Source organism: Photorhabdus kayaii, assembly GCF_025384895.1.
Taxonomy (GTDB): Bacteria; Pseudomonadota; Gammaproteobacteria; order Enterobacterales; family Enterobacteriaceae; genus Photorhabdus; species Photorhabdus kayaii.
In genome coordinates this window covers 119,080-134,072 of the sequence record NZ_JAJAFZ010000003.1, presented here as the reverse complement: position 1 = coordinate 134,072, position 14,993 = coordinate 119,080, and the positions used below count along the sequence as shown (strand labels likewise).

Annotated in this window: 9 protein-coding genes and 3 tRNA genes; 8 read left to right on the top strand and 4 right to left on the bottom strand. The window is 47.3% G+C overall.

Annotation, left to right across the window (positions count from 1 at the left end; translation table 11 throughout):
- Positions 1 to 275: 275 nt before the first annotated feature.
- Positions 276 to 1,514 (top strand): cysteine desulfurase CsdA, encoded by a 1,239-nt coding sequence (gene csdA / locus LGZ98_RS02405; protein WP_262977663.1) that lies wholly within the window; start codon positions 276 to 278, stop codon positions 1,512 to 1,514.
- 20 nt (positions 1,515 to 1,534) lie between these two features.
- A complete protein-coding gene (gene csdE / locus LGZ98_RS02400) occupies positions 1,535 to 2,044 on the top strand; it encodes a cysteine desulfurase sulfur acceptor subunit CsdE (protein ID WP_262977660.1) in 510 nt (169 codons plus the stop codon).
- A 66-nt stretch (positions 2,045 to 2,110) separates the two neighbouring features.
- On the opposite strand, the gene tcdA is transcribed toward csdE, so the two are convergent.
- Together tcdA and mltA are read right to left on the bottom strand one after the other, a co-directional pair.
- Positions 2,111 to 2,923: a tRNA cyclic N6-threonylcarbamoyladenosine(37) synthase TcdA gene (tcdA, locus tag LGZ98_RS02395; protein WP_228899950.1), complete on the bottom strand. Its 813-nt coding sequence runs from the start codon at positions 2,921 to 2,923 to the stop codon at positions 2,111 to 2,113.
- Between the two features lie 48 nt (positions 2,924 to 2,971).
- Positions 2,972 to 4,069: a murein transglycosylase A gene (mltA, locus tag LGZ98_RS02390; RefSeq protein ID WP_113041573.1), complete on the bottom strand. Its 1,098-nt coding sequence runs from the start codon at positions 4,067 to 4,069 to the stop codon at positions 2,972 to 2,974.
- A 223-nt stretch (positions 4,070 to 4,292) separates the two neighbouring features.
- Between mltA and LGZ98_RS02385 the strand changes: the two genes are divergently transcribed.
- The 5 genes from LGZ98_RS02385 (at position 4,293) to LGZ98_RS02365 (ending at position 5,450) form a co-directional block, all read left to right on the top strand.
- Positions 4,293 to 4,369: transfer RNA gene (locus LGZ98_RS02385), tRNA-Met, on the top strand.
- 90 nt (positions 4,370 to 4,459) lie between these two features.
- Positions 4,460 to 4,536, top strand: a tRNA-Met gene (locus tag LGZ98_RS02380).
- A gap of 29 nt (positions 4,537 to 4,565) precedes the next feature.
- Positions 4,566 to 4,642, top strand: a tRNA-Met gene (locus LGZ98_RS02375).
- Positions 4,643 to 4,836: 194 nt separating this feature from the next.
- Positions 4,837 to 5,139, top strand: a complete 303-nt coding sequence (locus LGZ98_RS02370; RefSeq protein ID WP_262977662.1) for a type II toxin-antitoxin system RelE/ParE family toxin — start codon at positions 4,837 to 4,839, stop codon at positions 5,137 to 5,139.
- A gap of 11 nt (positions 5,140 to 5,150) precedes the next feature.
- Entirely contained in the window at positions 5,151 to 5,450 is a 300-nt protein-coding gene (locus LGZ98_RS02365; RefSeq protein ID WP_113041571.1) for a helix-turn-helix domain-containing transcriptional regulator, read from the top strand.
- Positions 5,451 to 5,526: 76 nt separating this feature from the next.
- On the opposite strand, the gene amiC is transcribed toward LGZ98_RS02365, so the two are convergent.
- Positions 5,527 to 6,771, bottom strand: a complete 1,245-nt coding sequence (gene amiC, locus LGZ98_RS02360; protein ID WP_262977659.1) for an N-acetylmuramoyl-L-alanine amidase AmiC — start codon at positions 6,769 to 6,771, stop codon at positions 5,527 to 5,529.
- A gap of 244 nt (positions 6,772 to 7,015) precedes the next feature.
- Between amiC and argA the strand changes: the two genes are divergently transcribed.
- On the top strand, positions 7,016 to 8,350 hold the full coding sequence (argA, locus tag LGZ98_RS02355; RefSeq protein WP_113041569.1) for an amino-acid N-acetyltransferase: 1,335 nt from the start codon (positions 7,016 to 7,018) through the stop codon (positions 8,348 to 8,350).
- Positions 8,351 to 8,569: 219 nt separating this feature from the next.
- On the opposite strand, the gene LGZ98_RS02350 is transcribed toward argA, so the two are convergent.
- Complete coding sequence (locus LGZ98_RS02350; RefSeq protein ID WP_262977658.1) at positions 8,570 to 14,953, bottom strand: SPM autocatalytic domain-containing protein; 6,384 nt, start codon at positions 14,951 to 14,953, stop codon at positions 8,570 to 8,572.
- Positions 14,954 to 14,993 lie beyond the last annotated feature (40 nt).

The window sequence follows — 14,993 nt, the reverse complement described above, 5'->3', positions numbered from 1 at the left end:
CTTAACGCTATGAAACTTTTGGCTTTGTGGTTGTGATGTTGTGTTTGCAAGTTGTCTGGGAAACCGGACCCTGTAGCTCAAGCTACTGTTTTTTTCACTTTCTGTACATTTACCCTGTCTGTCCATAGTGATTTTTTAATGCACCGCAGTTGCGGTGCTTTTTTTTGGCATAAGGCGTGGAACGTGGCAATATTATTCCATGTAATAACCTATCCATTTTCAGCCAGAAACAAATGGTTAAGCCCCATCACCACCAAAACAAAATTAATACATCTATGAAAAAGTTCGAACCAGAACAGTTCCGCCAGCAATTTCCAGCGCTACAACAATTTCCATCACAACAATTTCCATCACAACAACAGACGGTATTTCTGGATAGTGCAACCACTGCACTCAAACCACAAGCCATGATAAAGGCAACTCAAGATTATTATCGAAACAGTAACGCTACCGTACATCGTAGCCAACACAAAGCAGCACTGGAAATTACATCCCGCTATGAACAGGCCCGGCAACGAGTTGCTGAATTCATTAACGCCCCAAAAGCTGAAAATATTATCTGGACAAAAGGAACAACAGAATCCCTCAATCTAGTTGTTCAAAGTTATTTCCGCCCTCATCTCCAGCCCGATGATGAAATTATCGTGAGTGAGCAGGAACACCATTCCAATCTGATACCGTGGTTAATGTTGGCAGAGCAAATCGGTGCCAAGGTTATTAAATGGCCTTTAGGCAATGACAAATTGCCTGATATCAACATTTTGCCTGAACTGCTAAACGAACACACCCGATTGATAGCCATCAGCCAGATGTCCAATGTGACTGGCGGAGCAGTTGATCTCGCTGCAATAACTGCAATAGCACACCAACATGGTTGCCTGGTCGTTGTGGATGGTGCCCAAGGCGTTGTTCATAATCCCATTGATGTTCAACAATCAGATATCGATTTCTACGCATTCTCTGCTCATAAACTCTATAGTTCGAACGGCGTTGGTATACTTTACGGCAAAAGTGAGCTTCTTAATGCTATGTCTCCTTGGCAAGGTGGCGGAAAAATGCTTTCCCACACTTCATTCAGCGGTTTTATACCCGAAGCGGTACCTTTCCGGTTTGAAGCGGGCACACCGAATGTTGCAGGTATTATTGGTTTTTCTGCCACGCTGGAATGGTTGAAAGATATTGATATTGCCAAAGCCGAAACCCATGCAGTCGCACTTGCTGATTATACCGAAGCACAACTCTCCGCTTTACCCGGATTTATCAGCTATCGCATTGCCGGTTCCAGCTTATTGGCTTTTAATTTTACCGACATCCATCACAGTGATTTGGCCGCCATTCTGGCAGAACAAAATATTGCTTTACGTTCCGGTCAGCATTGCGCTCAACCCTTGATCGAAGCGTTAGGCATCAGCGGCTGTTTGCGCGCCTCCTTTATGCCTTACAACAACCAACAGGATGCCGATGCTTTAATTCAGGCAGTAAAATTTGGCCTTTCTCTATTACAGGATGAATGAATTACAGGACGAATGACATTATGACTCAAACCGCTGAAAACCGGATTGCACCACACCCATTTGGCCGGGAAATCAGCCAACAACAGCTCATTGCAACCTTTGACCAATGCCGCCAATGGGAAGATCGTTATCGCCAGTTAATCTTACTGGCAAAGAAACTGCCCGCATTACCAGAGAACTTGAAACAGCAAGACACTGAAATGTCCGGCTGTGAAAACCGGGTTTGGTTAGGGCATCAATTACTACCAGATGGCGATTTACATTTTTATGGTGACAGCGAAGGCCGCATTGTAAAAGGCCTGCTGGCGGTAATCTTAACTGCCGTAGAAGGCAAAACACCGGAACAAGTTTTAGCAACTAACCTATTGGCACTGTTCCACCAACTAGGGCTGGAACAACAGATAAGTGGCTCACGGTTAAACGGCGTCAAATCGCTAATCAATACTGTGCAGAACGCCGCAACATCTTATATACCCTATGGATTTCAAGATGGATCGCGACGGCAAGGGAGTGAATCCCCGGAAGCATAGGTAACTATGTGACCGGGGTGAGCGAGTGCCGCCAACAAAGAGGCAACTTGAAAGATAACGGGTATATCAAAGATCACCCTGACGTTGCGCTTTAGCCACCATTTTTTTCAAGGCATGGGAAACCGCAACAAATCCAAATGTCGCCGTGACCATCGTTGCGGCACCAAAACCAGAAGCGCAATCCATACGCTTAGCTCCCTCTGCGGTACTTTTCGCGGCACAAACAGAACCATCACTCTGCGGATAAACCAATTGCTCGGTTGAAAACACACAATCGATGCCCAATTTACCTTTGCCATTCTTCACAACACGATAATCAGATTTCAGCCTTTCTCGCAGTTTAGCCGCTAAAGGGTCCTGAACCGTTTTTGCCAAATCAACAACCTGAATCTGTGTAGGATCAAGTTGCCCTCCTGCTCCACCGGTTGTCACCAGCGGAATTTTATGGCGGCGGCAATAAGCCAACAGCGCAGCTTTCGGCCTGACACTATCGATAGCATCAATCACATAACTAAATCCAACCGCCATCATCTCTTCAACATTATCGGGTGTGAGAAAATCATCAACACAAGTCACTTTGCACTCTGGATTAATTGCCAGAATACGCTCGGCAATCACCTCAGTCTTTGGTTGCCCAATATGCTGTTTTAAAGCATGTAATTGGCGGTTGGTATTGGTGATACAAACATCATCCATATCAATCAAGGTGATCGCACCGATTCCTGTACGAGCCAAAGCCTCAGCCGCCCAGGAGCCAACACCACCGATACCCACGACACAAACATGAGAATGGCAAAACAAAGAGAGCGCTTTTTGACCATATAAACGGGCAGTCCCCGCAAAGCGCTGCATATATGCATCAGAAAGAGAAGTTTGCATTACTGAATATCAATCCTGAAAACCTGTTATAAAATTTATGAAAAGCAATCACTGATTTACCATCAACATGGTCGGCGGCGCTTTTTTTAACACCCAAACCCGACCATAGTGGTTATAGAAACCGGCCGCTATACCCGCCGCCCCACCAATACCATGATAGATATCGAAATGATGTCCCTTTATCGCCCCACCAACATCCAATGCAACCATCAGCCGCATCTGGTACTGACCGGTAAATTTACCCTCTCTATCCAACAGAGGTATCTCTGCTAACAGGGTTGTTCCTGGTGGAATAAGCATTTTATCAGCGGCCACAGAAGCTTTTGCAATTAAAGGAACACTACTCGCACCTCGTACCGGCGCATAGTTTTCAGGTTTAAAGAAAACAAATGATGGGTTCTGCTCCAACAGCTCACGGACTTCTGCCTCACTGTGAGATTCTGTCCATTTACGAATCGCCAGTATAGAGATATCTTCCTGCGCAATTTCTCCGCGCTCAATCAGCAACTTGCCAATGCTCCGGTAAATATGCCCATTCTTACCGGCATAACCCAAAAGAGTCAGTGGCTCACCATCACCAAAATCGACATAACCACTCCCTTGTACCTCCATAATATAATTATCAATCAGTGAACGACTATAACCAATAATCAGACTGGGGCTAAGAGCGCCATTGTCTATTTCAGTTCGGCTTGGTAAACGGTATTTACTCTTAGGCGGCATCCGGTACAGAGGATATTTAAATTCCCCCTGTTTAACACGACGAGCTTGTAACACTGGCGTATAGTAGCCGGTAAATTGGACGTTACCGTAATTATCCACACCTTCCATCTGGTAAGCGCGTAAATTAAACAGATTCAACTTACTGGTTTCACCACCCGCTAGCATCCAGTTTTGAACAGCGTCAAAAGTTAAACTATTACGATTATACAGACGAGGAGCAGACTGACTAATCAGCGCAACCTGCTCTGAAAAATCCTTTGCATTAACTGGCTTACCCTGCGCATTAGGTTGATTAACCAGCCGTAAATCCTGAGCAATATGACCATCTCTATATTGTTGGCCCTGTTCTGTTGGGCGAGAATGACATCCAACCAACAGTGAAATCACGGTTCCACACAACAGATACTTACCCCAGTATTTCATTGTTGTTTTCTCTCTTACCAACATAACTCTGTGGCGAACAAAATACTAAACCAATAGAAACGATGAAACTTACCATAAAAAAAATAACTTAACAAAACAACGACACAAACGAATAGAAAAACATCAATACGCAGAGTAACTAATCAAAAACGTAACGAAACAAACAATAATTAATAAAAAAACTTGCAACAGATCTTATCCTGAGTATAGTGCCCGCATCGGACGCGGGATGGAGCAGCCTGGTAGCTCGTCGGGCTCATAACCCGAAGGTCGTCGGTTCAAATCCGGCTCCCGCAACCAATACTATAAAGTAGTTCAATATTTGCGAATGGAACCGATTCCAGCAGGCGCTAGTGATGCAGGAAAATACAAAGTAGGTTCTAATACGGACGCGGGATGGAGCAGCTTGGTAGCTCGTCGGGCTCATAACCCGAAGGTCGTCGGTTCAAATCCGGCTCCCGCAACCAATTTTCGCTACTCAGAATATCTATACGGACGCGGGGTGGAGCAGCTTGGTAGCTCGTCGGGCTCATAACCCGAAGGTCGTCGGTTCAAATCCGGCCCCCGCAACCAATTCTTTATGCATTTCAGCATACAAACTCCAAAAGCAACTTCATAATGACTTTTAGATAATTTTGTCGCCATCGTATCTGCTCTCAGTTTAATGATAAATATCCACATATAGTCATTTCTGGCTTGACAGATTTATCGTTTATAAACGATAACAAAGCCATGAATGAGATACGACACTATATCGACAACAACATATCGACAACAACGGACGTGATGTCTTTGAAGAATGGCGAGAACAAGTACGTGACACCAAGGCTCAAATTGCCATTGACCGACGCATTATGCGCATGGAACTGGGTAACTTTGGCGATCACAACCCCTTGTCCGAAGGTGTCTGGGAACTGCGCATTGACATAGGGCCGGGGTATCGTGTCTATTACGCCAAATCTGGCTTAACTGTAGTTCTTCTGCTCTGTGGCGGCGACAAACGTAAGCAAAACGCAGACATAGCCAAAGCATGTGAATACTGGCGTGAATGGAAGAGTAGAAACAGATAGGAGAACAAGTAATGAAAGATAGATCACACGACGACACAATGGCCGAGGTGTTCCGCAAAGACCCGGCTTACGCGATTGAGCTACTAAACAGCATCCTTGAAGATGGCGAACAAGCCGAGTTACTGATTGCCCTTCGCCAAATGACCAAGGCTTTCGGCGGAGTTCGTAACGTGGCCAAGGAAGCTGAGTTGAATCCGAACCAGCTCTATCGCACCTTGTCAGCCGAGGGCAACCCGGAAGTTAGAAGTCTAAGCGCGATTCTGCGTGTCATGGGCTTGCGCCTGGCAGTTCAACCTATCACTACCCACTAAATAGGGGGGGAGTATAGGCTAAAGGAAAATAGCCTCCTTCCCTGTTTAACAGCAAAAATTACCCATAGCGGCAAGCTCAAATTGCCAAATTACCACCATTCTTGAAATAAGCTTTGATACCCGCAAAAATTGACTCTGCGACTTGCTGCTGGAAACGTGCGGTTCTCAGTTTCCGCTCCTCTTCCAAATTGCTAATAAACGCAGTCTCTACCAGAATCGAAGGGATATCTGGTGCTTTCAGTACCGCAAATCCAGCTTGATCCACCCGATTTTTATGCAATTTATTCACTTTGCCCATACGCTTAAGCACTTCGCTACCAAATTTAAGGCTGTCATTGATTGTCGCAGTTTGTAACAAATCAAACATCGTATGATCCAGATACTTATCACCGCTTTTACTTACTCCGCCAATTTGGTCAGCTTCGTTTTGCGTCTGGGCTAGAAAACGTGCGGTATTACTGGTTGCACCTTTAGTCGAGAGTGCAAAAACCGAAGAACCACGGGCAACTCGGTTAGTAACGGCATCAGCATGAATAGAAACAAAGAGATCAGCTCGCATTTTACGCGCTTTTGCCACCCGGACTTTTAGCGGGATAAACACATCTTCATTACGGGTCATATAAACTTTCATACCCGGTTCACGCTGAATAAGCGTTTTTAATCGACGGGCAATTTGCAAAACAACGTCTTTTTCACGAGTTTTATATTTGCCAATAGCGCCAGGATCTTCCCCGCCATGTCCAGGGTCAAGCATGATAATGATCGGCCTGTCTTTACCTGCTTTACCTGACTTTGGCTTTTCCACTGGTAAATCTTCTGCTAAATGACCTTTATTGTACTCTTCAAGTAGAGCAAGTAATGGATCATCATCCGTATTAACCCTCGCTGCCGGATAAATATCCAATACCAAACGATGTTTAAATTTCGCCACTGGTTTCAACGTAAACATATGTGGGTTGACCGATTGCTTAACTTCGAACACCAAGCGAACAGTTTTAGGATTAAACTGCCCTACCCTCACCAGTTTAAGATAAGGATCACGGGATTGAATCTGCTCCCCCATCCCGCTTAGAGTATGATTCAGTTGTACACCTTCAAGATCAACCACAATTCTATTTGGATTTTTTAACACAAACTGGCGATATTTGAGTGGAATATTGGATTCAAGAGTCACACGGGTATAACTGGATGCTGGCCAAATACGTACCGCTATAACATTTGCTGACGCTGCGTAACCCACCTGGCTAACATTAAGTAACCACATCGCTGCGGCTCCCTGCAACAAACGACGTCGTGACAGATTATGATCTGAATGACTCATCTACTTAATATTCCATTCATAAAATACAAACACTCAGGGTGATATTCACCAAAGAAACGATCGAATTAAAAACTTTAACCAATCGGCATTATGCTGTCATCAATAAACAGCATCTTATATTTTGCAAATTATTAACGTCTACAGGTATATGAAAATGTTTTTATCTGAATTGCCTCTTGCCATTTTCTCTCAAAAGGAATAAAAAAGCATAAATTACGAATAAAAATTCAATCGAGAGTCTGTTATGAAAGAACGCAGCACCGAATTAGTTGAAGGATTTCGTCATTCTGTTCCGTACATCAATGCACATCGTGGTAAAACCTTTGTTATTATGCTTGGTGGAGAGGCTATTGCTCATGAAAATTTTACCAATATTATCAACGACATAGGGTTACTGCATAGTTTGGGTATCCGCCTGGTCGTCGTTTATGGCGCCAGACCTCAAATTGAACAAAATCTTGCAGACCATCATTACAAACCGATTTACCACAAACATACCCGTGTAACCGATAATAAAACATTAGAATTAGTCAAACAATCTGCTGGTTTGCTGCAACTGGATATTACCGCACGTCTTTCTATGAACCTGAATAATACCCCGTTACAAGGAGCCAATATTAGTGTTGTCAGCGGTAACTTCATTATTGCTCAACCTCTTGGCGTTGATGATGGTGTGGATTATTGCCACAGCGGAAAAATTCGCCGTATCGATGAACATGCCATAAATCGCCAATTAGACAATGGCGCAATCGTGCTAATTGGCCCTGTTGCGGTTTCTGTTACCGGAGAGAGTTTTAATCTGGCATTTGAAGATGTTGCTACTCAGTTGGCTATCAAACTACAGGCTGAAAAACTGATTGGTTTCTGTTCTACTCAAGGCGTACAAGACAAAGACGGAAAAATTCTATCGGAAATTTTTCTTAATCAAGCACCGGAACTGATTAAAGAGCAAGAAGTCAAAGGTGACTACTATTCAGGTACAGTCCGTTTTTTACGAAGTGCAGTAAAAGCTTGCCGTCGTGGCGTTCGTCGCAGCCATTTATTAAGTTATCAGGCAGATGGTTCTCTACTTCAAGAATTATTCTCCCGAGATGGTATTGGCACTCAAATAGTGATGGAAAGTGCAGAACAAATACGCCGCGCTAACATCAATGATATTGGTGGTATTCTCGAACTTATTCGCCCACTGGAACAACAAGGTATTCTGGTTCGCCGTTCAAGAGAACAACTTGAGAGAGAAATTGATAAATTCATCATTATCGAACGCGACAACCTGACTATCGCCTGTGCTGCGCTCTACCCTTATCCTGAGGAGAAAATTGGCGAAATGGCTTGTTTAGCGGTTCATCCTAAATACCGCAGCTCTTTAAGAGGTGAAGTATTACTGAATCGCATTGCGGAACACGCCAAACAGTTCGGACTAGAAAAACTGTTTGTTCTGACTACCCGCAGCATTCATTGGTTCCAAGAGCGAGGTTTTGAACCCGCAGAACTCTCAATGCTACCGATTCAGAAACAAGTGTTATATAACTATCAGCGCCGTTCTAAGATTCTTATGCTGAATTTGGAACCACAGTGATAAACCTGCAACGGACTGATAAAATAATCAATTACCCGACGTCCATCTGTTTTTAACAATTACCCCGTAAACCCTAGCCCAATTGAAGTGCGCCCCAAAAGTTGAACATTTTGCCCGTCGAAAGACAGGCGTCCTCATCTGGGGCGCTTACATTTAAACGGCGCGATTCACCTATTTATTATAAAGGCCCGCGATAACCATCGCGGGCCTTGTTACCGATCAGTGCCAGTTGGCTGCCAGCACAGGTTGCAGCCGCTGTTGCTCGACATCGCCGAGCATTGTGGTCGCAGGTGTCGGCGGCGCGAAGGCAGCCATCGCCTGGACAAGATTTTCGACATTACGGTCCGTCAACCGATGATCGTCACCCGCCATGATGCTACCTAGTCGTTCGGAAGAACTGGCATACCAATTATGCAGTGTGACCTCCTGCTTGCTGCCAATGACCGAAATTTGCAGATCCTGCCCTTCATGCTGGAACCACAGACGCTCAGGGCTGATGTCCTTTCCGAACACTAAATTCCCCATCTTACCACTAAATTCCAAATCGTTGTCCCCATGCCCGACTTCTACCGTCGACATAGTACCACTGGTCACAATATGGTTATTACCATCCCCGACTTTCACTTTCGACATAGTACCGCTGGTCACGATATGGTTATCACCATTCCCTACTTCCACTCGCGACATAGTACCACTAGACACTATATGGTTATTACCGTCCCCTACCTTCATTGTCGCCCTCCCTCCTGTATCAGTGATACTATTGTTACCATGTCCGACTGTTAGTTTGTCGATATCTCCGACAATGACGTTATTACCATTACCCAGCGTAATATTTGACATCGATTCTGCCACATTGACTGTATTGTCACCGTTACCCGCAACCATTTTGACGCCCACGGCTTTCACATTGACAGTCTTACTCTCGTCCCCCAAGGTAACCTCGCCAAAAGTTTTTTGGACCGTAATGGAATTAGGGTCAGTGGTCACCGGTGTAGGTTCCACTGCTGGCTCAATTTTCGGAACGTTAAGCGTTGTGCGCGGCTCAACAGGAGGAGTGCTAATCGGCTTCCGGTCAATCAGTGACATCCGGTCAACATTCTGGTCAAAACGCGACCTCAGGTCGACAAGGCCAGTGTTAATTCTGGTCGGATTCAGCTCAACAGGGGTAACTTTAATCATATCCCGGTCAATATCAATAGAAGAAATTTTAGTCAGATTCCAGTCAATAAGGGGAATGCTAACCGGCTTCCTTGGGGGAATACTAATCGGCTTCAGGTCGATAGGGGAAAGTGGTAAAGGCTTATCAACGCCAAGAGGGTCGACAATTGGTGTCAATGAACCCGGTACAGTCACCGTCGGTTTATCAAGAGATTGCGTCACCACTGGCTTGACCGTTGGGACCAAATCCGGCGTAAGCTCCGCAAAAAGGAAGTCGGCCGCATCGACCTGCGAAATATCCAGGGTATCGAGATACAGCAACTTCACGTTTGAATCAGTACCGCTGGCCCCATTAAAGATAACTTCAACGCCATGAATTTGTGACAGGCCGTTGATCGTGCCACGATGACTCTTAGCAATTGTGAGTTGGCTGAAATCAGTGACTCCGGTTTGACTCAAATCAATTTTATCAATGCCGTGACGGAACCCACGTAATGCATTCTTGTAGTCCTTGACGCCCAATTGGGCTGCCACCACAAAAACGTCTGACGCCGCACTGTCATGACTATAGATCGTCCCATTCAAGCTAAATTTCATCTGACCCTGAGCATCGCTAGTGAGCATGACGCCCTTGCCGCCGCCCTTAAGGATCACGGTTCCCAAGCCTTCTTGTGGCTGGAGCGTTGAGGCGTCGCTACTCGTATAAGCCACCGGGGCGATAAAGGTGTCCTGGAACTTGAAGTTCGCCGCACCGATCCCGGCGAGTGTCTGATTTTTCAGGACAATGCTCTGCCCCTTACCCAGATCGACCTTAACATCCGCCCCCTGCTGCGTCAGCAACAGATCGGCAAACGTTTTTCCACGAAATCCGACCAGATCGATGATCTCGCCATGAGCCGCCTCGAAGTTGCTAATGATATCGCTACCCGCCTCACGGCGGTGGACCACAAAGAAGTCCTTGCCCGCACCGCCTGCCAGTGTATTGTTTCCACGCCCGCCATCAAGCAATGCGTCGGTATTACCAGCGACTAACGTATCGTTGCCATCGCCGGTGACAATGTTCTGAATGCCCGACGGATTCTTTATTGTCAACGCTGTGCCGCCAATGTTGGCAACGCCAGTCAGCAAGTTGACCGAGGTATCCCGCGAAACAGCCGCCGCATTGAGAGTATTACGCCCTCCCGCCACGCCATTCGCCGCATCATCCAACACCGCGCGGTTGGCCTGCCCGACCACCGATTGGATATATTCGTCGGTGTAAAAGTAAGTGTCATCCGAGGTGCTCTTGCTGCCGTACAAACGTAGCGACCAGGCATTTAATGTGACCGGCAGGCCGGAATTCGCATCGCTCACCTGTAGGGTCCAGTTGCCAGCCGAGCGTTCACCAAAATCATGGGTCGACATAAAGCTGTATTTGAACGTCCCCGACTGGCTACTACCTAGATCAGTCGCACTCGCGCCCGGCATGCCGTCTGGAACCTTACCCTGACGATTGAGCAATATGCTCTGAGTGCCATCAGGAGAGATCAGTTTGAGCGTCAGATCGCCAAGACGGCCTACCTGAGCGTCAAAATCGATCTCGACATGTTCGACATTCAGACCGGCATTCATGGCGATGGATGACGTCAGCGTTTCACCTGCTGCCAAGGTTTTCCCCAAAGGGCCGCTGGATGCGCTATAGACGAACTCGTTGGCAGCGGTGCTTTGAGTCATCCAAGACTCAGCCAAGCGAACAGCGGCTCGCGCATCGATTTGACCGAAACCGTAATCGTTGCTGGTATGCATGCCGCCGCCATTCCAGCTATGGCTGTTATTATCGCTCCATGCGGTAGAGGGGTCATTGATCTTGCGAGCGGATAGAGCAAGGATCTGCTGCACATCCCGATAGCCTAAGTTCGGGTTGGCCTCAAGCATCAACGCAACAACACCGGAGACTATCGGAGCGGCAAAGCTGGTGCCTTGCATGCTGGTGTAGTCATTGCCGAAAGTTGAACCACGTTCGGTTTTCAGCATATAGCTGGTAGACACGACATTGCTGCCCGGTGCCGAAACCAACAAGCTGGCTCCCGGGTTGGAGAACGGAGAGGAGCCAATCTGCAACGTCGACAAATCGCCCTGTGCGTTGATTGCACCGACTTCCACCGAAAAGCGGTTGTTATTGGTCAGTGACCCTTGGGCATTGCCGCCTTCTGCACGGTGGTTGCCGCCCGCCGCCACGATGACGGTACCCAATCCGCCACGACCATTGGCCGCCGCGTACTGCGCATTCATGCTCAGCGACGCGGCAGTATCTATAGAGCCGTCCTGAAAGCTGCTGAGTACGAAATCGTTGGCAAATCCCCAGCTATTGTTGGCAACGTCAAAACTGACCATATGTCCCAGTCCCGCAAGATCGGCACCGTCATTGGCCAGATAATAGCCGCCCAACGTAGCATCATGGGCAACCCCGACGCCACCTCTATTATTTTTCGCCGCGACCATCACACCCGCCACCATTGTCGCGTGGTTCGACACCACGTTCGGCAAAGTGCCATTGGTTTGTTGAGTCTGCAACCAAGCTTTGTCAACATTCGCCGCAAGGTCGGGGTGATTGACATCAAATATTTCAGGCGCGGTAGCAAACTTACCGCCCGGCTCGAACTGACCAATGCGTACCCCTTTGCCGGTGTAGTCCTTCCAGACCGGCAGAATGTTGGCATCGCTCAGATACCATTGTTGAGCAGCCAATGGATCGAGCGGGACTTCCGGGGTCAATAATGTAGCAACGGCGCGCATCGGCGCTGTTTCCCCACTACTCAGATCGACTACCGATGCTGACGGATTACCAGCTGCGTCAGTTACACCATATTTAAAGCTAATTACACCTGTGTAATCTGCATCCGGCGTAAACAAGACATCGCCCTGGGCTGTGAGTTTGACCGTACCGCCTATCGCATCCCCAACATTGGCAATGCGCAGGGCACCCTGACTGTTAAGGTGTTGATCGTTAGCCAGCAGACTTTCTGCGGCAATCAGATGTGGCTGAGTACGATCAAAAACCTTGCCGTCCTTGTCGTGGGTAAGGACATCCTCGACAGGCATCGCATTGGGTGTTTGTAAATCAACCGCCGAAATATCTGAAAAATTGAGTTTTTGGATATTTTTCAGCGTAACCGTGCCGTCACGCCCGGCGACCTTATCGGCCACCACATACCCACTGTCGGTACGGGTGATTCGATAGTCGCCGTGGTTACCGTGCAGGCTGACGATATTGACCCCTCCGTCGCCATCAATCGTAGCATTGCCGTGACCCACTTCGATCACGTCGTCACCAAAGCCGCCAAAAATCTTATCATCGCCGCCGCCAGCGTGAATGATGCTGCCGTCCTTGGAGGCGTAAATTGTGTCGCCCTGAGGACCGGCATAGATAACCGACTTACCAGTGCCACCAACGATGGTGTTGTGCCCACTGCCGCCGACCAAGACGTCGTTACCCATGCCACCTATCAGAGTCGAATTGCCGGAACCGCCCTTGATAAAGACACCGTTGACACCGCCACTTATGATAGTATCGTTGCCACTCCCGCCTTGGGCAATAGTTAAACCTGCCCGATCCATGTCCAGTGCCACGCCTTGGTTACCGACAATGATCGCCGTATCGTGCCCGCCATTGCCGTGAATATTTTTCGTATCGTCAGAAGCGCTGATAACAAAAACATCATCGCCGGTACCACCGACATAGGTATTGCTCCCTGCGCCCCCGACCAGCCAACTACCAGTTTTTGCCGCAATCAACGTATCATTGCCGCTGCCACCATACAGATTGCTCACCCCCAGTTGCCCCGCATCTAAGGTTTCATCTGTTTCACTCTGGCTGGCGTAAGCCGTGGTTGTGATATCGTTGTGAGTGGAGGTCACTCGTGTGCCTGCTCCCTGAGTACTCAAGGTATTACTAACGGGGTCACCAAGAAAGTCGACGGCCAGCACTTCCTGAGCTTTACCATTGATAGTAAACGACCCACTGGCAACAACTTTATTCCCATCACGGACGTCTGTTTTGTTCGAAGCTCGGACGCTTATCTGAGTAATACCCAATTCCGCCAGTGTCTTGAGTTCGCCCGCATCAACTTTTGCATCGTGTGTGCTGTCGACCCAGACCCGCAGCTTGCTCCAGATCGGGTCAGTCGGATCAATCACTCCATCCTTGTTGGCATCTTCACTGGCTAAAGCACCGAAGCCATTATTGAATTTTTTTTCGCCCGCGGATCCGTTTATTCCGGCCTTACCACCGTAGTATTCGGAAAACATCTGGCCGGCATTTTTTATCTGACCGCTACCATCGTCGATCACCAATATTCCGGTATTGCGATCCGCCCAGCCGCTGCGCTTAAGCGTGCCACTGTTGTCCATGTCGAACAGCACGCCGTCACGGATATCAGTCATATGCACACCATTGCCGCTCAGATCCAATAACAGCGGGTCAACATAGGTGTTGAACGTCGTCATTGCCGATAAGCCGTTCAACGTCACGGCGTTGCGCAGGCCGAAGTCCAGCTTGCTAGTGTCTCCGGGTTGGTAGAAAGGCTTGTAGAACTCCGACAGATAAGTGTTAGGTCGGACATTGGGGTCGAGCTGCATTTCACCGGGACGAATACCACCGGTGGCAAGACCCACCATCTGGGTGGAGGCGAAGTCTGTTTTATTGAGCATATCCCCAACGGCAGATATTTTATGTGTTGCAGAATTTTGTATAAACCCGTTAGCAACATCCTGCTGCGCTTTGTTTTCGCCCTGAATATGCTTCTGCGGTTGTGGGGAGGAATTGATATCAATATTAATTAAGCTTTTTGGTGGGCTGGGAAGTGTACCCTCGGTACCTACCGGTTTAAGCCATTCAGGGGTAGACCATGGAGCAACTCTTTTTTCATAATGATCACCATTACGCATGAGGTCGTCCCGAATGATTTGAGCTCCATTAGATGTAAGCATAGCTTTCAACATAGCACGATTAGTATTGGGAACCACATTTCCTTCAAAAATCTTTCCTAGGAAATTCTTTCGATTGTACCCAATAGATTGTAATGAGTAATACACGAAATCTACGCAACTGTTGGAATTCACCCAATAGGTTTCAGGATTAAATCCACCTGACTTTGGATCATCTGAGAAGTCGCTTAACGCGTTGTACTGTTTCTCAGTCAACGCGATGGTGACTTCATAAGTGGTCTCTTGGTAGGCCGCATTATCATGACGAGTTATATTTCCTGCTCCAACCGGCACACCTTCCTTTGACTCGAAACCGACACTTCTTTCATTTCCGTTACCGTCATTTATCACATACCACATATGACCGCCGGACGACTTGTGTATGTCCCCCGCTTTGCTCTTTCCCTTATCTTCCTGATAAACATACTTAGCCCCCATCGGAGCAACTTTATAGGTTACAGTGTATTTCTTTTCCATACTTATTATTTCCTCCAGTTGTTATTTCTCTTTGTTTTTT